This window comes from Streptomyces sp. CB03238, from assembly GCF_002099185.1.
Taxonomy (GTDB): Bacteria; Actinomycetota; Actinomycetes; order Streptomycetales; family Streptomycetaceae; genus Streptomyces.
Map to the genome: position 1 here is coordinate 51,164 of NZ_NBCN01000027.1, position 23,082 is coordinate 74,245.

Below are 23,082 nucleotides of genomic sequence, written 5' to 3' on the forward strand. Positions count from 1 at the left end.
CTACTCCATAGCGTACTCGTGTGGGCGAAATTCCGCGCCGTCCGGAGCGTCCCATTGCGTCGCCCGGTGGAGCCGGTCCGTAAACCGGCGGTCGGAACCTCGCAACAGGCAACGACGCCGATGTCATGCCGTCACGTAACTCGTTCGGGGACCGGCCTGGAGGTTTGCGAGACTGGGACAGTGAGAAGTGCAGCTCCCGCCCCGCGGGTCATCGCCGTCGTCGGTCCCACCGCGGCCGGAAAGTCCGATCTGGGCGTCCACCTCGCCCAGCAGCTGGGCGGTGAAGTCGTCAACGCCGACTCCATGCAGCTCTACCGGGGGATGGACATCGGCACCGCCAAACTGACGCCCGAGGAGCGGGGAGGCATCCCGCACCACCTCCTCGGCATCTGGGACGTCACCGAGGCCGCCAGCGTCGCCGAGTACCAGAGGCTGGCCCGCGCGGAGATCGACCGGCTGCTCGCCGCCGGCCGTACGCCCGTCCTCGTCGGCGGCTCCGGGCTGTACGTACGCGGCGCCATCGACACCCTGGAGTTCCCCGGCACCGACCCGGCCGTCCGCGCCCGCCTGGAGGCCGAGCTCGAAGAGCGTGGCTCCGGCGTCCTGCACGCCCGCCTCGCCGCCGCCGACCCCGAGGCCGCGCGCGTCATCCTGCCCAGCAACGGCCGCCGGATCGTACGCGCCCTGGAGGTCATCGAGATCACCGGCAAGCCCTTCACGGCCAACCTCCCCGGTCACGACTCGGTGTACGACACCGTCCAGATCGGCGTCGACGTCGAACGCCCCGAGCTCGACGAGCGGATCACCGCGCGCGTGGACCGGATGTGGGAGGCGGGACTCGTCGACGAGGTCCGCGCCCTGGAGGCCCGCGGCCTGCGCGACGGCCGCACCGCCTCCCGCGCGCTCGGCTACCAGCAGGTACTCGCCGCGCTCGCGGGCGAGTGCACCGAGGAGGAGGCGCGCGCCGAGACCGTACGCGCCACCAAACGCTTCGCGCGCCGACAGGACTCGTGGTTCCGGCGTGACCCGCGCGTGCACTGGCTGAGCGGCGCCGCCACCCACCGTGCGGAACTTCCGCATCAGGCGCTGGCGTTGGTCGAACGAGCGGTTACAGCCTGATCACGTGATGGCATCGGGACGCCCTGCCCGTCATTCCGGCGGTCGGGGGCGTGCCATCATCGAGCATCGATCGACCAGTGGATCCGAGTTGGGAGGGCGCGTGGCGATGGAGGCCGGCCCTCGTGACAGAGAACACCAGGAAGCACCGGACGAGCCCCAGGTGGCCAGTGACGCACCGGGCCTGAGCCCGGACGGTCCCGACCTCAACGAGGACGGGACCCCGGAGATCACCCCCGACGAGGTCGAGGTCGAACTGCGCCCGCAGCGCAAGCTGCGCATCTGGCAGCTCGCCCCCATCGTCGGCCTCGCCGTGATCGGCTCGCTGATGTTCGGCTTCCCCCTCGCCTTCGGCTCGGGCGACGGCGGCGCGGTCCTCGCCATGCTGGGCCTGCTGCTGTGCGGCTGCGCCGCCGGCTGGGGCATGATGGCCGCCCGCCGCGTCGGCTACACCTGGCCGGGCCTGCCCGCCCGCGGCTCCGGTGAACGCCCCGACTGGCGCGTGATCGTCCTGTACGCCGTCGGCGTCGCCGTCCCGGTGATCCTCGCCGTCTGGCGCGTCGCCCGCCTCCGCTGACGCCCGCAGCGCGGTGAACGCCGCCCGGGCACGGCAGCCGGCGCGGACCCCTGCCGGCCCCCCTGCCCGCGCCGGCGTCCCGACGGCCTGGCCGGTCTGACGGCCTGCTTCCCAGCGGCCGACCGCCCGGTCCTGGGAGGGGCCGATCGCCCGGGTTTGGGAGGGGCCGACCCCTGGGCCTGGGACGGGCCGACCCTTGAGCTTGGGAGGGATCGACTTCTGGGCCTGAGAAGGGCCGACCCCTGGGCCTGGGAGGGACCGACCTCTGGGCCTGAGAAGGGCCGACCCCTGGGTCTGAGGCGGGCCGGCCGGCCGGGTCTGGGACGGCCCGACCTCCCGGCCGCTGAGGCCTGACCGCCGTCCGCGCCGGTGGCCGACGGCCCGGGCCCCGGATGGCCTTACCCCCCGGCCGATGAGTCCCCGCCGTCCAGGCCGGTGGCCCGGCGGCCTGGAGCCGCGCCCCGGCCCGGTTGTCCGAGACAGCAGCGGCGAACCGCCCGGGCGGCCCGCAGCGGCCGGCGGCGCCGGGCCCGCTGGAGCCGACCGCCCCGGCCCGTGACGGCCCCTCCCTCGCAGCGGCGGCCGGGGCCCGGCCCGGGGGTGCGGGCTGAGCCGTCGGGTGTCGGACCCCACCCGTACGATTGATCCCGTGACCACCGATCCCGTGACCACCGCGCCCATCGCCTTCCTCAAGGGCCACGGCACCGAGAACGACTTCGTGATCGTGCCCGACCCGGACAACACCATCGACCTGCCCGGCCCCGTCGTGGCCCGCGTCTGCGACCGCCGGGCCGGCATCGGTGGCGACGGGCTGCTGCACGTCGTCCGGTCGGCCGCCCACCCCGAGGCGCGGGACATGGCCGGCGAGGCCGAGTGGTTCATGGACTACCGCAACGCCGACGGTTCGGTCGCCGAGATGTGCGGCAACGGCGTCCGGGTCTTCGCCCGCTACCTCCAGCACGCCGGGCACGTCACCGCCGGTGACCTCGCCGTCGCCACCCGCGGCGGCGTCAAGCGCGTCCACCTCGCCAAGAACGGTGACGTCACCGTCTCCATGGGCCGCGCCCGGCTCCCCGAGGACGGCGTCACCGTGACCGTCGGCGGCCGCAGCTGGCCCGCGCGGAACGTGAACATGGGCAACCCGCACGCGGTGGCCTTCGTCGAGGACCTCGACCACGCCGGTGATCTGTTCACCGAGCCGCCGTACGCCCCCGCCGCGGTCTATCCGTACGGCGTCAACATCGAGTTCGTCGTCGACCGCGGCCCCCACCACGTGGCCATGCGCGTCCACGAGCGCGGCGCAGCCGAGACCCGCTCGTGCGGCACGGGCGCGTGCGCGGTGGCCGTCGCCGCCGCCCGCCGCGACGGCGCCGACCCGGCCGAGACGGGGACGCCGGTCACGTACACCGTGGACGTCCTCGGCGGCACGCTGCTGATCACCGAGCGCCCCGACGGTGAGATCGAGATGACCGGCCCCGCGGTCATCGTCGCCGAAGGCCGCATCGACCCGGCCTGGTTCGCCTCCGCGCTCGTCTGAACGTCCCCCTGAACCTTTGCGCAGCCTTCGCTCGAATGGGTGATCCGGTTCACGCTGAGCGAGAGCAGGTCAGCGCTACGTGGTGGGCTCGGTAGCATCAAGCACCGGCCCGGCGGGCATGCCTTGCCCGTCCCACCGCCGGTCGACGCCGTCGGAGGTGCCCATGAGCGCAGAGGCCACCAACCTGAGTGCAGAGGCCACGAACCCCGCGCCCAGCCGTCGGCGCGGCCGCCCGAGGATCGACCTCCGGAGGCTCGGCCGCGCCGCACTGCTCGGTCCCGGCACACGGGACCGGCTGCCCGACGCGATCAGCCACGTCGCCGAGGCGCACCGCGCCCACCACCCGGACGCCGACCTGGCCGTCCTGCACCGGGCGTACGTGCTCGCCGAGTCCTCGCACCGGGGCCAGTTCCGCAAGAGCGGCGAGCCGTACATCACCCACCCGCTCGCCGTCACCCTCATCCTCGCCGAACTGGGCGCCGAGACCACCACCTTGACCGCGTCCCTCCTCCACGACACCGTCGAGGACACGGACGTGACCCTGGATCAGGTGAGGGAGGAGTTCGGCGACGAGGTCTGCTACCTCGTCGACGGCGTCACCAAACTCGAGAAGGTCGACTACGGGGCCGCCGCCGAGCCGGAGACCTTCCGCAAGATGCTCGTCGCGACGGGCAACGACGTACGCGTCATGTCCATCAAGCTCGCCGACCGGCTGCACAACATGCGCACCCTCGGCGTGATGCGCCCCGAGAAACAGGTCCGCATCGCCAAGGTCACCCGCGACGTCCTCATCCCGCTCGCCGAACGGCTCGGCGTACAGGCCCTCAAGACCGAGCTGGAGGACCTGGTCTTCGCCATCCTCCACCCCGCCGAGTACGAGAACACCCGCGCCCTCATCGCCGGCAACGCCACCGCTGTGGACGCGCTGGCCGCCATCGCCGACGACGTCAAGGCGGTCCTCAGGGAGGCCCGCATCCCGGCCGAAGTGCTCGTCCGGCCACGCCACTTCGTCTCCGTACACCGCGTCCGGCTCAAGCGCGGCGACATGCGCGGCACCGACTTCGGGCGGCTGCTCGTCCTGGTGGGTGAGGACGCGGACTGCTACGGCGTGCTGGGCGAGCTGCACACCTGCTTCACCCCGGTGATCTCCGAGTTCAAGGACTTCATCGCCGCGCCCAAGTTCAACCTCTACCAGTCGCTGCACACCGCCGTCGCCGCGCCCGACGGAGCCGTCGCCGAAGTCCTCATCCGTACGCACCAGATGCACAAGGTCGCCGAAGCGGGCGTCGTCGCGCTCGGCAACCCGTACGCGGCGCCGGCCGAGGGCGCCGACCCCGCGGTTCCCGCCGAGGACGGCGAGCGCACCGATCCGACCCGGCCCGGCTGGCTCTCCCGGCTGCTCGAGTGGCAGCAGGCCACCCCCGACCCCGACACCTTCTGGACCTCGCTGCGCGCCGACCTCGCCCAGGACGGCGAGATCACCGTATTCCGCTCCGACGGCGGCACGCTCGCGCTGCCGGCCGGTGCGACGTGCGTGGACGCCGCGTACGCGCAGTACGGCGAGGCGGCCCACACCTGCGTCGGCGCGCGCGTCAACGGCCGCCTGGCGGCGCTCGGGACGGTCCTGAACGACGGGGACACGGTGCAGCTGCTGCTCGCACGGGGCGAGCCGGGGGACCGCCCCGGGGACGGACCAGGCCACGGCCCCGCCCCCGCGGGCCCCACGCACGTCGGACCCGCCCCGGACTTGCCCCCCGAGGACCCCGCCCAATGCGCCGGGGCGCCCGGCGGTACGGGCCAAGACACGTGCGTCCACGGGTGCGGTACGCACGAGGCGCGCGCCCACGGTGCCGACGCGCGAGGGGGAGCCGCGCAGGGAGGCTGCGCCCACGGCGCCCGCGCCGACGGAGCTCCCACCGACGACGGCTGCGCCGATGGGTGCCGTACCCATGAGGCGCGCGCCCACGACACCGCCGCGCACGGGGTGGCCGCGCAGGGAGCCTGTGCCCACCACGAGGGTGCCCACGGGGCCCCACCGCACGGTGACCCTGCGCGGGGTGCCTGCGCTCAAGACGCCCCCGCCCACCGAGGCCCCGCCCACGGGGTCCCCGCTCCCGCCCACAGCGTCCCCGGCGCCGACGACCCCGCCTCCGGGCCGTCGCCCGAGTGGTTGAAGTACGCGCGTACCCCGGCCGCGCGGATCGCGATCAGCGGCTGGCTCGCGGCGCATCCGGAGGGCGTGAACGTGCCGGCGGCCGCCCCCCGTGCGCCCGCCACCACCGTGAGCGCCGACCCCCGGGCGCGGGACGCCGCGGCGAACGCCGTCGTCGTCGACCTGCCGGACGCCCCCGTGCGGCTGGCCCGCTGCTGCACACCCGTGCCGCCCGACGCGGTCACCGGCTTTCCGGTACGCGGCGGAAACGTCACCGTCCACCGGGCCGGATGCCCCGCCGTACGGCGCATGGAGGCGGCCGGGCGGGTGCCGGTCGAGGTGCGGTGGGGGGAGGCGGCCGAGTGCCGGGTCACCCTGGTCGCCGAATCGTTCGGGCGGCCACGGCTGCTCGCCGACCTCACGGAGGCCATCGCCACGGCGGGCGCGGCGATCGTCTCGGCCACCGTCGAACCGCCCAGCGAGCAGCGCGTCCGCCACACGTACACGCTCCAGCTCCCCGACGCCGCCGAGCTGCCCGCCCTGATGCGCGCCATGCGCGACGTACCCGGCGTGTACGACGTGAGCCGCGCCCAGCAGCCGGCGGCCGCCACCGGGTGAGCCGCTGCCCTCGGCTCCGTTCGGGTGCGCGGGGCGCGCGCCGTCGCGTTGCCGGGTCGGCGCGCTGGTAGCGGTTGCTCCATGTCCCTCACATCACGTGCACCTCGCACCGCGCGCCGCGCGCCCCGACGCCTCCGCGTGGCCCTGGTGGCAGCGGCCTCGGCGGGGCTGATCGGCGCGGCGCTGCCCTCACCGCAGCCGCTCGGCATCGGCGACCCGCTCTTCCCGCAGCTCGGGAACCCCGGGTACGACGTCCTCTCGTATGACATCGCCTTCACCTACCGGGGCGACAACAGCAAGCCGCTGGACGCCGTCACCAAGATCGAGGCGCGGGCGACCGACCGGCTCGACCGCATCAACCTGGACTTCACGCACGGCACCGTCCGCACCGTCGAGGTCGACGGCCGGCCCGCGGAGTTCGCGCTCACCGGCGAGGACCTGGTGATCGAGCCGTCACAGGCCGTCCGCGCCGGCGAACAGGTACGCATCGCCGTCACCCACACCAGCGACCCGGCCGGCCCCAGGAACGCGGGCGGCTGGGTCCGTACCGCCGACGGACTGGCCATGGCCAACCAGGCCGACGCCGCCCACCGCGTCTTCCCCGGCAACGACCACCCCGCCGACAAGGCGTACTTCACCTTCCGTGTCACCGCCCCCAAGGACCTGACCGTGGTCGCCAACGGGCGCAGGGTCGCCCGGGCGCTCACCGGTGACATCCAGACCTGGCTGTACCGGGGCAGCGAGCCCATGGCCACGGAGCTGGCCCAGGTGTCCATCGGCCGCTCCACCGTCGTCCACCGCACCGGCCCGCACGGCCTGCCCGTACGCGACGTGGTGCCGTCCGCCGACGTCGAGCGGATGGAACCCTGGCTGAAGAGGACCCCCGCCCACCTGGAGTGGATGGAGCGCAAGGTCGGCCGCTACCCCTTCGAGACGTACGGGCTGCTCGTCGCCGACGCCGACACCGGCTTCGAGCTGGAGACCCAGACGCTGTCCCTCTTCGAACGCTCGCTGTTCACCCGCGGCACCCTCCCCAAGTGGTTCGTCGAATCGATCATGGTGCACGAGCTGGCCCACCACTGGTTCGGCAACAGCGTCTCGCCGCGCCGGTGGGCCGACCTGTGGCTCAACGAAGGACACGCCACCTGGTACGAGGCGCTGTACGCGGAGGAGACGGCGAACCAGCCCCTGGAGCGGCGCATGCGCCAGGCGTACGCCGACTCCGACCGCTGGCGTGCGGCGGGCGGGCCGCCGGCCGCACCCAGGCCGCCCGCGGCGGGCCAGAAGATCAGCCTGTTCCGGCCGGTCGTCTACGACGGCAGCGCCCTGGTCCTGTACGCGCTGCGGCAGGAGATCGGCAAGGACGCCTTCGAGCGGCTGGAGCGGCGCTGGGTGACGCAGTACGCGCACGGGACGGCGAGCACCGCCGACTTCGTACGCCTCGCCTCGGAGGAGGCCGGGCGGGACCTGACCGGGTTCATGAAGGGCTGGCTTTACGGGGAGCGCACCCCGAGGATGCCGGGCCACCCGGAGTGGAGCAGCAAGGCCCCGGCGAAGGGCTCCACGAAGGCGCCGACCTCCGCCGCCAAGCGCTGAAAACCCGCGTGACGGGCCCGGCCGTACCGTGCGACCATCAAGGGGTCGGCGGCGCTGCCGGGCCCCTGGAATGCCCAGGGCCCGCCCCGGGAATGATCCGGGGGAGTCACGCGTTGTGACTGACGTACCGAGTGTTTCCCGCTCGAGGCGCTTGAGCCGCCCGAGTACTCCCACGACGTAAGGATCCAATGACCTCCTCTTCATCCCCTTCCCAGGACGCGCAGAGCTTCGCGGACAAGAACCGCACCGAGAGCCTTCGGGCCGATGCCCTGATGGAAGAGGACGTCGCCTGGAGCTTCGAGATCGACGGAGAGCGGGACGGCGACCAGTTCGACCGCTCCGAGCGCGCGGCGCTGCGCCGCGTGGCGGGTCTCTCCACCGAGCTCGAGGACGTCACCGAGGTCGAGTACCGGCAGCTGCGCCTGGAGCGTGTGGTGCTGGTCGGCGTATGGACCTCGGGGACCGTGCAGGACGCGGAGAACTCCCTCGCGGAGCTGGCCGCGCTCGCCGAGACGGCGGGTGCGCTGGTCCTCGACGGAGTGATCCAGCGCCGCGACAAGCCGGATCCGGCCACGTACATCGGCTCGGGCAAGGCGGACGAGCTGCGTGACATCGTGCTCGAGACCGGGGCCGACACCGTCGTCTGCGACGGTGAGCTCAGCCCAGGCCAGCTGATCCACCTCGAGGACGTCGTCAAGGTCAAGGTGGTCGACCGGACCGCCCTGATTCTCGACATCTTCGCCCAGCACGCCAAGTCCCGTGAGGGCAAGGCACAGGTCGCGCTCGCGCAGATGCAGTACATGCTGCCGCGGCTGCGAGGCTGGGGTCAGTCGCTGTCCCGGCAGATGGGTGGCGGCGGCGGTGGCGGCATGGCCACCCGTGGCCCCGGTGAGACCAAGATCGAGACGGACCGGCGACGGATCCGCGAGAAGATGGCGAAGATGCGCCGTGAGATCGCGGAGATGAAGACCGGCCGTGACATCAAGCGGCAGGAGCGGCGGCGCAACAAGGTGCCGTCGGTCGCCATCGCCGGGTACACCAACGCCGGCAAGTCGTCCCTGCTGAACCGGCTGACGGGCGCGGGCGTGCTGGTGGAGAACGCGCTGTTCGCCACCCTCGACCCGACCGTGCGCCGGGCCGAGACGCCCAGCGGCCGCCTGTACACGCTGGCGGACACCGTCGGGTTCGTACGGCACCTGCCGCACCACCTGGTCGAGGCGTTCCGCTCCACCATGGAGGAGGTCGGCGACTCCGACCTGATCCTGCACGTGGTGGACGGCTCGCACCCGGCGCCGGAGGAGCAGCTGGCCGCCGTGCGCGAGGTGATCCGCGACGTGGGCGCGGTGGACGTGCCCGAGATCGTGGTCATCAACAAGGCGGACGCCGCCGACCCGCTCGTACTGCAGCGCCTGCTGCGCATCGAGCGGCACTCGATCGCGGTGTCGGCGCGGACCGGCGCGGGCCTGGACGAGCTGCTCGCGCTGATCGACGCCGAGCTGCCGCGCCCGCGGGTCGAGATCGAGGTGCTCCTGCCGTACACGCAGGGCGCGCTGGTCTCGCGCGCGCACGCCGAGGGCGAGGTCCTCTCCGAGGAGCACACGCCGGAGGGCACGCTGCTCAAGGCGCGGGTGCACGAGGAACTGGCCGCGTTCCTGGCGCCGTACGTCCCGGCGGCGCACTGACGTCCAGGTGAACGACCGAAGGCCCGCCCCCTCTTCGTGAGGGGGCGGGCCTTCGGGCTCACTGGTGGCCTACTGGCCGGCGAACTTCTCGCTCATCATCGTGTAGATCTGCTCCGCGCCCCGGTCCAGGCGCGGGCCGGCCAGCCATCCCGCGGTCACCGGGCCGATGGAGGTGTTGGACACCAGCGCCAGCTTCTTGCCCGGCTTCTCGATGAACCAGCCGCCGCCGGAGGAACCGCCGGTCATGGTGCAGCCGATCCGCCACATGGTCGGCGTACCGGGCGTCAGGGTGAGGCGGCCGGGGAGGTCGACGCACTTGTGCATCAGCGCACCGTCGTACGGCGGGGCGGCCGGGTAGCCCCAGGCGCCCATCGCGGGGATGCTCGCCGCCTGGGGGGCGTTGAAGTCGACGTCGAGTGCGACCCCGACCGTCTCCTCCAGGGACTTGGTGCCGTTCTCCGGCTTCACGTGCATCACGGCGTAGTCGTACGGGGCTCCCTCGCCGCCGGTCGGGCCGCCCTGCGAGATCCACTCGCCGGAGGTCGCGACCCAGTCCGCCCAGTAGACGCCATAGGGGGCGACCTCCTGCGGCCGGGCCTTCTCCAGCGCGGCCGGGGACTTGCCCAGGTCGTTGTAGGCGGGGACGAAGGCGATGTTGCGGTACCAGCCGCCGGCCTTGCCGGCGTGCACGCAGTGGCCCGCGGTCCAGACGAGGTTGGATTTGCCGGGGTTCTCGGGGTCCTTGACGACGGTCGCGGAGCAGACCATCGACCCCTCGGGGGCGTCGAAGAAGACCTTGCCGACCGGCGCGGCGTTCTGGTGGTAGGGCTTCTCCTCCGCCACGGCCTGGACCGGCCGGGGCTCGGGGTCGGTGGCGCCCTGGTCGCCCGGGACGGCACCGGCGGCCATCGTCTTCTGCGGGGACTTGGCGGACCGCATCCGCTCGGGCTTCCACAGCCCCTCGATCACCGGGTTGACGAAGTCCTTGGCCTCACGCAGCCACGTGTCCTTGTCCCAGTTCTTCCACTCGCCGTTCTTCCACTTCTCCGGGTCGACGCCGTGCTCCTTGAGCTTGTCGGCGATGTCCTTGGGAAGTTCGGTGTCGCCGCCGCCCTGACCGTCGGCGGGGCTCGTCGTGGCCGGCGTGTCGGCCGCCTTGTCCTCGGTGGGGCCACAGGCGGTGGCCGTCAGCGTGAGAGCCGCGGCCAGGCCGGTGACGGCCAGGAGTGGGCGGCGTATGGATCGCGATCGCATGAAACGATTCCCCCTGATAACGCATGTGCATATACGAAATGCCATGGACCTGTCACGAAGACGGGCGGTCTTCCGGGACCGCCCGCGTGAGAATGCGCCCCTACTCTATGCCGGTTCCGCCAGGGGTAGTTGCCACCCACGGTGACCTGCACGGAGTCTCCACCGGGCGGCGCCGCTGGGGCCGGGCGTTTTCGTACACCACCGAAACGCCCGGCCCGCCGGCCTTCGACGGGCCGGCCCTTTGCTACCGCTGTTTACCGCCCCGCGAACTTCTTGCTGACCGCCTCGTAGATGCCCTTCGCCTCGTCGCCCAGGCGCGGGCCGGCCAGCCACCCCGCCGTCACCGGGCCGATGGAGGTGTTGGACACCAGCGCGGGCTTACCGTCCTGGCCCTGCGCGACCCAGCCGCCGCCGGAGGAACCGCCCGTCATGGTGCAGCCGATGCGGTACATCGTCGGCTGGGCCGCATCGAGGGACAGCCGGCCCGGCTTGTCCGCGCACTGGAACATCTGCTGGCCGTCGAACGGCGGCGCCGCCGGGTAGCCCGTCGCCTCCATGTCGGTGATCTTCGGCGCGGCCGGAGCGTTGAACTCGACCGGAAGCGCCGAACCGACCGTCTCCTCCAGCGACTTGCCGTTGCCGCCCTTCTCCGGGGTCACGTGGATGACCGCGTAGTCGTACGGAGCTCCCTGGCCACCGGTGGCCGCACCCTGGGAGATCCACTGCTCGGAGGTCTGCGCCCAGTCACCCCACCACACGCCGTACGGAGCGATGTCCTCACGGGTCGCGTTCTCCAGCTCCGCGCCGGTCCTGCCGCTGTCGTTGTACGAGGGGACGAACGCGATGTTGCGGTACCAGCCGCCGTCCTTGCCCGCGTGCACGCAGTGGCCCGCGGTCCACACCAGGTTGGACTTGCCAGGGTTCGCGGGGTCCTTCACCACCGTCGCGGAACACACCATCGAGCCCTCGGGGCCGTCGAAGAGGACCTTGCCGGCCTCCGGGACACTGGAGTGGTACGGCGCCTTCACGGCCGTCGCCTCGACCGGCTCGGGCGTCGGGTCCGTGACGCCCTCGTCGCCGGAGATGTCGCCGTCCTCGACCGGCCTCTCAGGCTGCTCGGCGTCCCTCATCCGGTCCGGGTCCCACAGGTCCTCGATGATCGGGTTGACGAAGTCCTTGGCCTCACGCAGCCATGTGTCCTTGTCCCAGTTCTTCCACTCGCCGTTCTTCCACTTGTCCAGATCGATCCCGTGCTCCTTGAGCCGGTCCTTCAGATCGTCCGGAATCGTGATCTTGCCGTCGGACGTCTGGCTCGCGGAAGCGGTCGGCTCACCGCCCGCGTTGTCCTCGCTCGGGCCACAGGCAGTGGCCGTCAGCGCCAGCGCCGCGGCGACGGAGGCTGCGGCGAGCAGCGGACGAATGGGTCGCATGTTGTGATCCCCCTGGGACTTCGTGACAGAACACGTCTGTATTCGGCTGAACTTCGGCACCGGAGTGCAGCCCCCCACTATGCCGGTGCCGTTGGGGACGGCACGCGGCAGGGCCGCGGTTCCCCCATCCCAAGGATCTTCGCGGCGGCCGTGATCCCGACCACATGTCGTCGTTGGTACGCACGGGGGACACAAGGTCGGCGCTCGTCGCCGCCTTGCGGCGGACGAGTCACCTACCGATGAGCAACGCAACCGTGACCGGGAGGACCCGAAACCGTGGCCGTGACCGAATCAGCCCCGGTGGCACCGACGTCCGCGCACGAAGGGATCCTGCGCCGCCAGTCACTGCGCGAATCGGCCGCCCGCACCTATGCGCGCTCCCTGCCCATCGTCCCGGTGCGGGCACGCGGCCTGACGATCGAGGGTGCCGACGGGCGACGCTACCTCGACTGCCTCTCCGGAGCGGGAACCTTGGCCCTCGGTCACAACCACCCGGTGGTCCTGGAGGCCATCAAGAAGGTCATCGCCTCCGGCGCCCCGCTGCACGTCCTCGACCTCGCCACCCCGGTCAAGGACGCCTTCACCACCGAGCTGTTCACCACGCTCCCACGCCGGCTCGCCGACGACGCACGGATCCAGTTCTGCGGACCGGCCGGTACGGACGCGGTCGAGGCGGCGCTCAAACTCGTCCGCAACGCGACCGGCCGCCGCGGCCTGCTCGCCTTCACCGGCGCGTACCACGGCATGACGGCCGGCGCCCTGGCCGCCTCCGGCGGCGCCACTGACGTACGGGTCACCCGCCTGCCCTTCCCGCACGACTACCGGTGCCCCTTCGGGGTCGGCGGCGAGCGCGGCGCCGAGATCGCCGCCCGCTGGACCGAGAGCCTGCTCGACGACCCCAAGTCCGGCGTCCCGACACCGGCCGGGATGATCCTCGAACCCGTCCAGGGCGAGGGCGGTGTGATCCCCGCGCCCGACACCTGGCTGCGCCGGATGCGACGGATCACCGCCGACCGCTCCATCCCGCTGATCGCCGACGAGGTGCAGACCGGCGTCGGCCGCACGGGCGCGTTCTGGGCGGTCGAGCACAGCGGCGTCGTCCCCGATGTGATGGTCCTGTCCAAGGCCATCGGCGGCTCCCTTCCCCTGGCCGTCATCGTCTACCGGTCGGCGCTGGACGTCTGGCAGCCCGGCGCCCACGCGGGCACCTTCCGCGGCAACCAGCTCGCCATGGCGGCCGGCGCGGCCACCCTCGCCTTCGTACGCGAGAACCGCCTCGCCGAGCGCGCCGCGACCCTCGGCGCGCGCATGCTGGGACAGCTCCAGGGCCTGGCCGCCGCCCACCCCTGCGTCGGGGACGTGCGCGGCCGGGGCCTGATGATCGGCATCGAGCTCGTCGCCCCGGACACCACCGCCGACGTTCCGCCCCCCGACCCCGCCCTCGCCGCGGCCGTCCAGCGCGAGTGCCTCCAGCGCGGGCTCATCGTCGAACTCGGTGGCCGCCACAGCGCCGTCGTACGCCTCCTCCCTCCCCTGACGCTCACCGACGAACAGGCGGTGGCCGTCCTCGACCGCTTCGCCGACGCCCTGGCCGCCGCCGAGCGCACCCCCTCCCGCCCGAGCGACCCAGGACCGTCCCGCTGAACCCGAACCTCCTCACCAGAAAGACCCCTCCGTGAACCCCACCCCCGTACCCGAAGCCCCTGGCGCCGACGGCCCTCCCTCCGCCCCCGGCCGCCCCCGCCCGGGCGAGTCGACAACAGTGCCGCGCCAGCATTCGGGCGGGTACGAAGACCTGCCCGGGCCCAGCCCGGCCCACGACCGCCTTGAGGCCGACCACCTCGACCACCCGGACGCGCACCACGCCGCCGACGCGGCCACCGTCGAAAACCTCCTCCGCTGCTGGGTACGGGAGAAGAACCTCCCCCAACCGGCCGGGAAGACCCTGCGCGTCCCCCTCGACGCCAGCGGGACCGCCCTCCTCGTCCCCGTCCACTACTGGTCACCCACCGGCTGGCACCGCTTCGGCCCGCCCGCCCTCGAAGGCGCTCCGCCCACCGCCCCGTCCGCCGATGCGGTGACCGTCGCGGCCCTTCTCAGCCGTGAGTCGGGTCCCGTCGGCGACCACCGGGAGGGTGCCGACCTGGTCGGCCGGGTCGCCGACTCCATCCGCCGTACCGCCGACTTCATCACCCACCGGCGCCAGCACCCCGGCCCCGCCGCCGACGCCGACTTCTTCCTCACCGCCGAACAGTCCCTGCTGCTGGGCCACCCCCTCCATCCCACGCCCAAGAGCCGCGAAGGTCTCTCCGAATCCGAAGCCAGGCTGTACTCACCCGAGTTGAACGGCTGCTTCCCCCTGCACTGGGTGGCCGTCGACCGGTCCGTACTCGCCACCGACTCGGCCTGGACCGAACAGGGCCGCACACTGACCGCCGGGCAACTCACCTCCCGCCTCGCCGGAGACCTCACCCTCCCCGACAACACCGCAGCCCTGCCCCTGCACCCCTGGCAGGCCCGCGAACTGCTCCACCGCCCCGCCGTGACCGAACTCCTCTCCGCCGGCCTCCTCCACGACCTGGGCCCCCACGGCGACCCCTGGCACCCCACCTCCTCCGTCCGAACCGTCCACCGGCCGGGCGCGCCCGCCATGCTCAAGCTGTCCCTCGGCGTACGCATCACCAACTCCCGCCGGGAGAACCTGCGCAAGGAACTCCACCGCGGCGTCGAAGTGCACCGCCTGCTGCGCACCGGCCTCGCCAAGGAGTGGCAGGCCGCCCACCCGGGCTTCGACATCGTGCGCGACCCGGCGTGGCTCGCCGTCGACACCCCGTCCGGCGAGCCCGTCCCCGGACTCGACGTGATGCTCCGGCACAACCCCTTCGGCCTCGGCGACGACGCCGTCTGCATCGCGAGCCTCACCGCCCCGCGGCCCTGGCCCGGAAGGCCCCGGATGCGATCGCGCCTGGCCGTCACGGTGTCCCGGCTCGCCGCCCGCACCGGCCGGCCCACCGGAGCCGTCGCCGCCGAGTGGTTCCTGCGCTACCTCGACCAGGTCGTCCGCCCCGTCCTCTGGCTGGACGGCACGGCCGGTGTGGCCCTGGAGGCCCACCAGCAGAACACCCTGGTCATCCTCGACCCCGACGGCTGGCCCCGCGGCGGCCGCTACCGCGACAACCAGGGCTACTACTTCCGCGAGTCCCACCGCGCCGCCCTGGAGCGCCGACTCCCGGGCATCGGCACCCACAGCGACACCTTCGTCTCCGACGACGTCACCGACGAGCGCTTCGCCTACTACCTCGGCATCAACAATGTCCTCGGCCTGATCGGGGCCTTCGGCGCGCAGCGCCTCGCCGACGAACGCCTCCTCCTCGCCGCCTTCCGCCAGTTCCTCACCACGGCCACCGGTCTTGGCTCACCCCTGCCCACCCGCCTCCTGGACAGCCCGACCCTCCGCTGCAAGGCCAACCTCATGACCCGGCTGAACGGTCTCGACGAGCTCGTCGGCCCCGTGGACACCCAGTCCGTCTACGTCACCATCGCCAACCCCCTTCGTCGCTGACACACCACACACCACCCGAACCGCCGAGAGGACAGCGCCCCGTGCCTCCCACCGATGCGAGCTCCGACACCGGACCCAGTTCCCCCGCGCCGGCCGGCGTGGGCACGGAGGACACCCTGGATCTGCGGTTGCCCGACGAGCTGATCATGCTGTTCGGCCCGGACGGCCCGGACGGCCCGGCCACCGGACACCAGCCGCTGGACGGCGGCGTCGACGATCTGCTCGACACCGTCGCCGGCTGGGGCCCTGCCCCCACCCCCCTCGGTCACTTCCAACTCGTCCCCGTACGCATCGCGCGCGACCTCGCGCTGATCAGCCGGTGGATGAACGACCCCGCGGTCGCCGCGTTCTGGGAACTGGCCGGACCCGAGTCCGTCACGGACGCCCACCTACGCGCCCAACTCGACGGCGACGGACGCAGCGTGCCGTGCCTGGGCGTGCTCGGAGGTACTCCCGTGAGCTACTTCGAGATCTACCGCGCCGACCTCGACCCGCTGGCCCGCCAGTATCCGGCCCGACCCCACGACACCGGTATCCACCTCCTCGTCGGAGGCGTCGCCGACCGCGGCCGGGGCGTCGGCACCACCCTGCTCAGAGCCGTCTCCGACCTCGTCCTCGACAACCGCCCCAGCTGCGCACGTGTCATCGCCGAACCCGACATCCGCAACACCCCCTCCGTCTCGGCCTTTCTGAGCGCCGGCTTCCGCTTCTCCGCCGAACTCGACCTTCCCGACAAGCGAGCTGCCCTCATGATCCGCGACCGCGCCTTGCGACACCTGCTGTGAACAGCCTGCTGCTTTACATACACCGCTCGACCCGCATCGGTTCCACCCGGAGGAGTCCCCGTGCCGAAACCCCCTGCCACCCATGACTCCGCGGAGCCGCCCGCCCCGCCGAAGCCCGCCCCGCCGACGCCCGCAGCGCCGCCGGCCCGGACCACCCCGACGGCCCCGGCCACCCCGCCGGCGCATCCGGTGCCGCCGGCTCCGGCCGCCGCGCCGCCCGAGCTGAATCCGCAGGCGTGGGCCCGGGCCTCCCGCCGCCTCCTCGCGAAGATGCTCGGCGAATTCGCCTACGAGGAGATCATCGAGCCGACCCGGCCACCCACCGCGCCGGACGGCGACTCGGCCGCCTCCCGGGCCGGTCACGCAGCCGACCGGAGCCGGACCGGTCCACGGCACACGCCGGACGGACGGCCACCGACCGACCCGTACACGCTGAGACTCGACGACGGCTCCGCCCTCGCCTTCGCGGCGCGCCGGACCGCCTACGGCAGCTGGCGGGTCGACCCCCACTCGATCACCCGCGACGGCCACCCCTACACCGACCCACTCGACTTCCTGGCCCGGGCCCGCCGCCTCCTCCGCCTGGACGGAGCCACGCTCGGCCACCTCCTCCGCGAGCTGACCATCACCCTCGCCGCCGACGTACGGCTGGACCACAGCGCCCTCCCGGCCGACCGGCTCGCCGACCTCGGTTACGCGGAACTCGAAGGCCATCAGACCGGCCACCCGTGGATCGTCTTCAACAAGGGCCGCATCGGCTTCTCCGCCACCGACGCGGTCCAATGGGCGCCCGAAGCACGCCGACCCGCCCCGCTGCCCTGGATCGCCGTCAGCACCGCGCTCGCCGCCTACCGCGGGGTTCCCGCACTCGACACCCCCGCGCACCTCTACGACCGCGAGCTCGCCCCGGCCGTCCGCGACACCTTCGCCGCCGTACTCCGCGCCCGCGGCCTCGACCCCGCGACGTACCTCTACCTCCCCGTGCACCCCTGGCAGTGGGACGAGGTGCTGCTGCCGCTCTACGCGCCCGCCGTCGCCGAGGGCGCGATCGTGCCGCTCCCCGCCGACAGCGATCTGCGGCTGCCGCAGCAGTCGATTCGTACGTTCCTCAACGTCAGCCGGCCCGACCGGTTCAGCGTCAAGCTGCCGCTGTCCGTCCTCAACACCCTCGTATGGCGCGGACTGCCGACCGAACGCACCCTGGCCGCTCCCGCCGTCACCGCCTGGGTGCACGCACTGCGGGACGCCGATCCGTTCCTGCGCGACGACTGCGGCGTGATCCTCCTCGGCGAGGTCGCCTCCGTCACGGTCGAGCACCCGCTGTACGACCACCTCCCCGAGGCCCCGTACCAGTACAAGGAGCTGCTCGGCGCGATCTGGCGTGAACCGCTGTGCCTGCCGCCCGGCGAACGCGCCCGTACCCTCGCGTCCCTCCTCCACACCGACCCCCGGGGCCGCGCCTTCACCGCCGAACTGGTGGCCCGGTCAGGGCTGACCCCCAAAGCCTGGCTCCGCCACCTCTTCGCCGCCCTGCTGCCACCCCTCCTGCACTTCCTCTACCGCTACGGCACCGTCTTCTCCCCGCACGGCGAGAACGCCATCGTCGTCTTCGACGACCATGACATCCCCGTACGGCTGGCGATCAAGGACTTCGTCGACGACATCAACGTCAGCGCCCGGCCGCTGCCCGAGCACGACACGATGCCGGACGACGTACGGGCCGTCCTCCTGACCGAGGAGCCCGGATTCCTGACCCAGTTCATCCACTCCGGCCTCTTCGTCGGCGTTTTCCGCTTCCTGGCGCCCCTGTGCGAAGAGCAACTGGGAGTACCGGAGGAGGACTTCTGGTCACTCGTACGGGCCGAAATCCTGCGGCACCAGGCGCGCTTCCCGGAGCTCAAGGACCGTTACGAGCTGTTCGAGCTGCTCACGCCGCGTATCGAGCGGCTGTGCCTCAACCGCAACCGGCTGCACCTGGACGGCTACCGCGACCGTTCCGAGCGGCCGCACGCCGCCATTCACGGCACCGTCCCCAATCCGCTCGCGTGATCCGATTGTCAGTGGCGCGCCGTAGGGTGGACTGGCTATGACGAAGCCATCCCTCCCCGAGCTCCTCCACGCCGCCGTCACCGCCGTCGGCGGCGTGGAACGGCCAGGCCAGGTCACCATGGCCGAGGCCGTTGCGCAGGCCATCGACGACGGCTCCCACCTGCTGGTCCAGGCCGGCACCGGCACCGGAAAGTCCCTGGGATACCTGGTGCCCGCGCTGGCGCACGGGGACCGGGTGGTGGTCGCCACCGCGACGCTGGCCCTCCAGCGGCAGCTCGTCGAACGCGACCTGCCGCGCACGGTCGACGCCCTGCATCCGCAGCTGCGGCGCCGCCCGGAGTTCGCCATGCTCAAGGGGCGCTCGAACTACCTCTGCCTGCACCGCCTCCACGAGGGCGTTCCGCAGGAAGAGGAGGACGGCCTCTTCGACCCGTTCGAGACAGCCGCGCCCACCAGCAAGCTCGGCCAGGACCTGTTGCGCCTGCGTGACTGGTCCGACGACACGGAGACCGGGGACCGGGACGACCTGACGCCCGGCGTCTCCGACCGGGCCTGGTCGCAGGTCTCCGTCACCTCCCGCGAATGCCTGGGCGCGTCGAAGTGCGCCTACGGAGCGGAGTGCTTCGCCGAGGCCGCGCGGGAGCGCGCCAAGCTCGCCGATGTCGTGGTCACCAACCACGCCCTGCTCGCCATCGACGCGATCGAGGGCGCCCCGGTGCTCCCGCAGCACGACGTCCTGATCGTCGACGAGGCTCACGAGCTGGTCTCCCGGGTCACCGGCGTCGCCACCGGCGAGCTCACGCCCGGGCAGGTCAACCGTGCCGTGCGCCGGGCGGCCAAACTGGTCGACGAGAAGGTCGCCGACCAGCTCCAGACGGCCGCCGAAGGCTTCGAGCGGCTCATGGAGCTGGCCCTGCCCGGCCGCCTGGAGGAGATCCCGGAGGACCTCGCGTACGCGCTGATGGCGCTGCGCGACGCGGCGCGCGCGGTCATCTCGTCCCTCGGTACGACGCGTGACAAGTCCGTCCAGGACGAGGACGCGGTCCGCAAGCAGGCCAAGGCGTCCGTGGAGACCGTGCACGACGTGGCCGAGCGCATCACCCAGGGCTCCGAGTACGATGTCGTCTGGTACGAGCGCCACGACCGTTTCGGGGCGTCGCTGCGGGTGGCGCCGCTGTCCGTTTCCGGCCTGCTGCGCGAGAAGCTCTTCGCCGAGCGGTCCGTCGTCCTCACCTCCGCCACGCTCAAGCTCGGCGGCGACTTCAACGGTGTCGGCGCCTCCCTCGGGCTTCCCCCCGAGGGCACGGTCGGCACGGAGGACGAGGACGTACCGGTCTGGAAGGGCATCGACGTCGGCTCGCCGTTCGACTACCCCAAGCAGGGGATCCTGTACGTCGCCAGGCACCTGGCCACCCCGGGCAGGGAGGGCAGCCGCGGCGACATGATGGATGAGCTCGCCGAGCTCGTCGAAGCCGCCGGCGGCCGTACGCTCGGCCTCTTCTCGTCCATGCGGGCCGCCCAGGCCGCGGCGGAGGAGCTTCGTGGCAGGCTCGACAAGCCGATCCTGCTCCAGGGCGAGGACACGCTGGGCGAACTGATCAAGAACTTCGCGAATGACCCGGAGACCTGCCTCTTCGGCACGCTCTCGCTCTGGCAGGGCGTCGATGTTCCCGGGCCGAACTGCCAGCTCGTCGTGATGGACCGCATCCCGTTCCCCAGGCCCGACGACCCGCTGATGAGCGCCCGCCAGAAGGCGGTGGAGGAGGCGGGCGGAAACGGCTTCATGGCTGTCGCGGCGACGCACGCGGCGCTGCTCATGGCGCAGGGCGCGGGGCGGCTGGTCCGTGCCACGGGCGACCGTGGAGTGGTCGCCGTTCTGGACCCCCGCCTGGCGAACGCCCGGTACGGCAGCTACCTGCGGGCCTCGCTGCCCGACTTCTGGTACACCACGGACCGCAACCAGGTGCGCCGCTCCCTTTCCGCGATCGATGCCGCCGCCAAGGCGGCCGACGCGTAACGGTTACGCCCTGCCCGGTCCCGGCCGGTCCCGCCGGTTCACCGGCTCGGGACCGGCGGGGCAAGGGAGCCGTGCGCGCGCAAGCAGACCCCGGGACCGGCGCAGTGGGTCCCGGGGCCCGGTCGGAGCCGGCGAGGTGTGTCACACCCGCCGCAGTACCGCCACCACCTTGCCGAGGATCGTCGCCTCGTCACCCGGGATCGGCTGGTACGCCGCATTGTGCGGGAGCAGCCAGACATGGCCGTCCTCCCGCTTGAAGCGCTTGACCGTGGCTTCGCCGTCCAGCATCGCGGCGACGATGTCGCCGTTCTCCGCGACGGGCTGGCGGCGCACGGTCACCCAGTCGCCGTCACAGATGGCGGCCTCGATCATCGAGTCGCCGACGACCTTCAGTACGAACAGCTCGCCGTCACCGACCAGCTGGCGGGGGAGGGGGAACACGTCCTCGACCGATTCCTCGGCGAGGATGGGGCCGCCGGCCGCGATACGGCCGACGAGTGGGACGTACGACGCGGCGGGCTTGCCCGTGGTGTCGGTGGGCTGGGTGCTGGGCTGGTCGGACCCGCGGACCTCATAGGCCCTGGGCCGGTGCGGGTCCCTGCGCAAGAACCCCTTGCGCTCCAGTGCCATCAGCTGGTGCGCGACCGACGAGGTGCTGGACAGCCCCACCGCCTGGCCGATCTCGCGCATCGACGGCGGGTAACCGCGTCGCTGCACCGAGTCCCGAATGACCTCGATGACCCGCCGCTGCCGGTCCGTCAGCCCGGAGCTGTCCGCCCGGATGCCTGGAGGTCGCCCGGGCAGCGAGCGCGTGGGCTTGGGCCCCTCCGCGCTCGTGGTTACTTCGTTCATGGCATGCACCGGCTCGAGTCGGCTCTGGGAACGGTCCTGGGCAGTGATGGTGGCACTGTCTGCGGTGGTGGTCACGTCGGCCCCTCTCGAAATGGTCTCCCTAGCTGGACAACGGTAGTTGCTTTCGAAAGGTTGCGCCAAACACACGTTCGAGTGAAAAATCGCAGATTGGCTTACGTGTGCGTGTGACTAGGTGTATGTGCGATCGCTTGGTGATCTTTACTATGGCTCGTGGGGGCCTCTGGCGCCTCGTGAGCCTCTTGTGCGGTGGCAATTCAGGCCATCACGGTAACGCCCACCGCCGGCGCCGGGTGGGGCGGGGCGGGAATCGAGCGCGGTCGGGCGTTCTGCCCGGGTGAACCCGCAGGATGGCCGGGGGCGCCCTCTCCTGCGGCCCGCCGGGTGGTCCCATACGGTAATCCCACGGCGTTCCGCCGGGTGATCTTCGGAAATGTCCGCCGAGCGATTGCCGCGGTGACCGGAAGGCGATCACCCAGGCGCTGCGAGAATCCGCCACCTCCAGGAGGCTCCCCGGGTGTCCGGGCGAGGCCGCCCATACCCGGCGGGTATTCCCAGTCGGCCCCGCGGGGATCTTCCCAGTGATCTTCACAGTGATCTCCACGGTCACTTCGGGGTCATTCCGCCGGCACCCGCACCCGTCTCCATGGCGGGTCCACCGAGCGGTCCCGATGCGCCTTCCACGGCGGCGCCGCGCCGGCGCCCGGCGGCACCGTCGGCGACGTCCGAAAAGGCCCCGGGGCGGTACCCGGCGATGCCCTGCGGCACCCCGGGCGCGGCACCCCGGGCACCCCGGCGGCATCCGGCGGCGCCCGGCGGCGCCCGGCGGTTGTGGTGGTCCCCGGTCGTCCGTGGGCGTCCCAGTCGGGCCTCCGGCCCCGGCCGCTGTCTCCGCGGCGGCGGCCCGGCGGGCGCCCGCCCATGCTGATCCCCTCGGCGGCCTGAGGCGGCCTGAGGCGGCCCGACGTGGCCTGAGGCGGCCCGATGTGACCCGAGGGCGGCCCGGCCTGATCTCCGGTAGGCCGCCCGGGCTGTCACCCCGCCCCCGGAATCCGTGGCGCCGCGCCCCTCCCGTAGGCTCTCGGCCGGTCGGCGATGACGGGGTGCGCGACACGCGCCGTGGGCCGAAAAGACGGCTGGACCCCAGATCTAGTGGTTGGATTGACCCGGCCACCCACAAGTTGTGGTCCCCGGTCTGTTGGGGGTGTGGTCATCCCCTATGCTTGTGGCTGCTTCGAGGGGCTCTGACGGGCCTTGACGAGGCTATTCAGTCGTGCTGTGAAGGAGGGTTGGGAGATGCACTGCCCCTTCTGCAGGCACCCCGACAGTCGTGTCGTCGACAGTCGCACCACCGACGACGGGACGGCCATCCGCCGCCGCCGCCAGTGCCCCGACTGCTCCCGCCGTTTCACCACGGTGGAGACCGCGTCCCTCATGGTGATCAAGCGCAGCGGGGTCACGGAACCCTTCAGCCGCACCAAGGTCATCTCCGGGGTGCGCAAGGCGTGCCAGGGGCGGCCGGTCACCGAGGACGCTCTCGCGAAGCTCGGCCAGCGGGTCGAGGAGGCGGTGCGTGCCACTGGCAGCGCGGAACTGACCACTCACGACGTCGGACTCGCCATACTCGGCCCGCTGCAGGAGCTCGACCTCGTCGCGTACCTGCGCTTCGCGTCCGTGTACCGGGCGTTCGACTCACTCGAAGACTTCGAGGCCGCCATCGCGGAGCTCCGCGAGCGGCGGCCCCCCGTGGAGGAAAGCGGGACCGGTGCGACCCCAGAGGTCCCGGTTCCCGCGGTCGCCGCCGACTGATCGTCCGGACCGGCGAGCGACCGGCGAT

Annotated in this window: 15 protein-coding genes; 12 read left to right on the plus strand and 3 right to left on the minus strand. The window is 72.4% G+C overall.

The genetic code is table 11. The features are described 5' to 3' along the window. Nucleotides 1-180 precede the first annotated feature (180 nt). The 6 genes from miaA to hflX all read left to right on the plus strand — a co-directional run bounded on the left by miaA (nt 181) and on the right by hflX (nt 9,278). Nucleotides 181-1,119 carry a tRNA (adenosine(37)-N6)-dimethylallyltransferase MiaA gene (miaA, locus tag BKD26_RS33465; protein WP_084906055.1) on the plus strand — a complete coding sequence of 313 codons (939 nt, stop codon included), beginning with the start codon at nt 181-183 and terminating at the stop codon, nt 1,117-1,119. Between the two features lie 7 nt (nt 1,120-1,126). Beyond that, nucleotides 1,127-1,693, plus strand: a complete 567-nt coding sequence (locus BKD26_RS33470; protein WP_241518973.1) for a DUF1129 domain-containing protein — start codon at nt 1,127-1,129, stop codon at nt 1,691-1,693. A 664-nt stretch (nt 1,694-2,357) separates the two neighbouring features. Then, nucleotides 2,358-3,230 carry a diaminopimelate epimerase gene (gene dapF, locus BKD26_RS33480; protein ID WP_107418090.1) on the plus strand — a complete coding sequence of 291 codons (873 nt, stop codon included), beginning with the start codon at nt 2,358-2,360 and terminating at the stop codon, nt 3,228-3,230. Nucleotides 3,231-3,393: 163 nt separating this feature from the next. Further along, nucleotides 3,394-6,000: an HD domain-containing protein gene (locus BKD26_RS33485; protein ID WP_241518974.1), complete on the plus strand. Its 2,607-nt coding sequence runs from the start codon at nt 3,394-3,396 to the stop codon at nt 5,998-6,000. An 81-nt stretch (nt 6,001-6,081) separates the two neighbouring features. After that, entirely contained in the window at nt 6,082-7,596 is a 1,515-nt protein-coding gene (locus tag BKD26_RS33490) for a M1 family metallopeptidase (protein ID WP_084906063.1), read from the plus strand. Nucleotides 7,597-7,784: 188 nt separating this feature from the next. Then, nucleotides 7,785-9,278, plus strand: a complete 1,494-nt coding sequence (gene hflX / locus BKD26_RS33495) for a GTPase HflX (protein ID WP_084906065.1) — start codon at nt 7,785-7,787, stop codon at nt 9,276-9,278. 69 nt (nt 9,279-9,347) lie between these two features. Here hflX and BKD26_RS33500 read toward each other — a convergent pair whose 3' ends face one another. After that, the gene (locus BKD26_RS33500) at nt 9,348-10,532 is read right to left on the minus strand and encodes a hypothetical protein (protein WP_084906067.1); all 1,185 of its coding nucleotides are present in this window, start codon (nt 10,530-10,532) and stop codon (nt 9,348-9,350) included. A 254-nt stretch (nt 10,533-10,786) separates the two neighbouring features. Continuing rightward, nucleotides 10,787-11,962: a hypothetical protein gene (locus tag BKD26_RS33505; RefSeq protein WP_084906069.1), complete on the minus strand. Its 1,176-nt coding sequence runs from the start codon at nt 11,960-11,962 to the stop codon at nt 10,787-10,789. A gap of 276 nt (nt 11,963-12,238) precedes the next feature. Between BKD26_RS33505 and BKD26_RS33510 the strand changes: the two genes are divergently transcribed. From BKD26_RS33510 to BKD26_RS33530, 5 genes are all read left to right on the plus strand, one after another. Beyond that, on the plus strand, nt 12,239-13,606 hold the full coding sequence (locus BKD26_RS33510; protein ID WP_084906071.1) for a diaminobutyrate--2-oxoglutarate transaminase family protein: 1,368 nt from the start codon (nt 12,239-12,241) through the stop codon (nt 13,604-13,606). A gap of 31 nt (nt 13,607-13,637) precedes the next feature. After that, on the plus strand, nt 13,638-15,524 hold the full coding sequence (locus BKD26_RS33515) for an IucA/IucC family protein (RefSeq protein ID WP_084906073.1): 1,887 nt from the start codon (nt 13,638-13,640) through the stop codon (nt 15,522-15,524). Between the two features lie 41 nt (nt 15,525-15,565). After that, nucleotides 15,566-16,309, plus strand: coding sequence for a GNAT family N-acetyltransferase (locus BKD26_RS33520; RefSeq protein ID WP_084906075.1), 744 nt, complete (start codon nt 15,566-15,568; stop codon nt 16,307-16,309). 270 nt (nt 16,310-16,579) lie between these two features. After that, nucleotides 16,580-18,358 carry an IucA/IucC family protein gene (locus tag BKD26_RS33525; RefSeq protein ID WP_084906128.1) on the plus strand — a complete coding sequence of 593 codons (1,779 nt, stop codon included), beginning with the start codon at nt 16,580-16,582 and terminating at the stop codon, nt 18,356-18,358. 37 nt (nt 18,359-18,395) lie between these two features. Further along, nucleotides 18,396-20,375: an ATP-dependent DNA helicase gene (locus BKD26_RS33530; RefSeq protein ID WP_084906077.1), complete on the plus strand. Its 1,980-nt coding sequence runs from the start codon at nt 18,396-18,398 to the stop codon at nt 20,373-20,375. Between the two features lie 141 nt (nt 20,376-20,516). Here the strand turns inward: BKD26_RS33530 and lexA are convergent, their stop codons facing one another. Further along, nucleotides 20,517-21,302: a transcriptional repressor LexA gene (lexA, locus tag BKD26_RS33535; protein WP_073755434.1), complete on the minus strand. Its 786-nt coding sequence runs from the start codon at nt 21,300-21,302 to the stop codon at nt 20,517-20,519. Nucleotides 21,303-22,541: 1,239 nt separating this feature from the next. Between lexA and nrdR the strand changes: the two genes are divergently transcribed. Then, the gene (gene nrdR, locus BKD26_RS33540) at nt 22,542-23,054 is read left to right on the plus strand and encodes a transcriptional regulator NrdR (protein ID WP_073755433.1); all 513 of its coding nucleotides are present in this window, start codon (nt 22,542-22,544) and stop codon (nt 23,052-23,054) included. The last annotated feature ends 28 nt before the right edge of the window (nt 23,055-23,082 follow it).